The 229-nt window shown below is 62.4% G+C and carries 1 protein-coding gene; it reads right to left on the reverse strand.

What is annotated here, in order from left to right; translation table 11 throughout:
• A partial coding sequence (locus ACX6XY_RS30560; RefSeq protein WP_460338014.1) for a hypothetical protein occupies positions 1–229 on the reverse strand: 229 nt, incomplete at both ends.

Raw genomic sequence — 229 nt, forward strand, 5'->3', positions numbered from 1 at the left:
GTGTAGGCGGTGTACCAGGCCGGGTTTTCCAGCAGGTTGCGCAGGATCGGCGACGGCGTGTGGCAGTTGTAGTAGCCCTGGCCGATGTAGGTCTTGAACAGTTGGTTCTTGCGGGCGATGGCCTTGATCTTGGCCAGTGCGTCGGCTTCGCTCAGGCCGTCTTCCAGGCCGAGCACGCTGGTGCCCTTGATGCTTTCCGGGATCACGCTGGCGCTCAATGCTTCCAGGG

It is taken from the genome of Streptomyces sp. O3 (assembly GCF_054788135.1).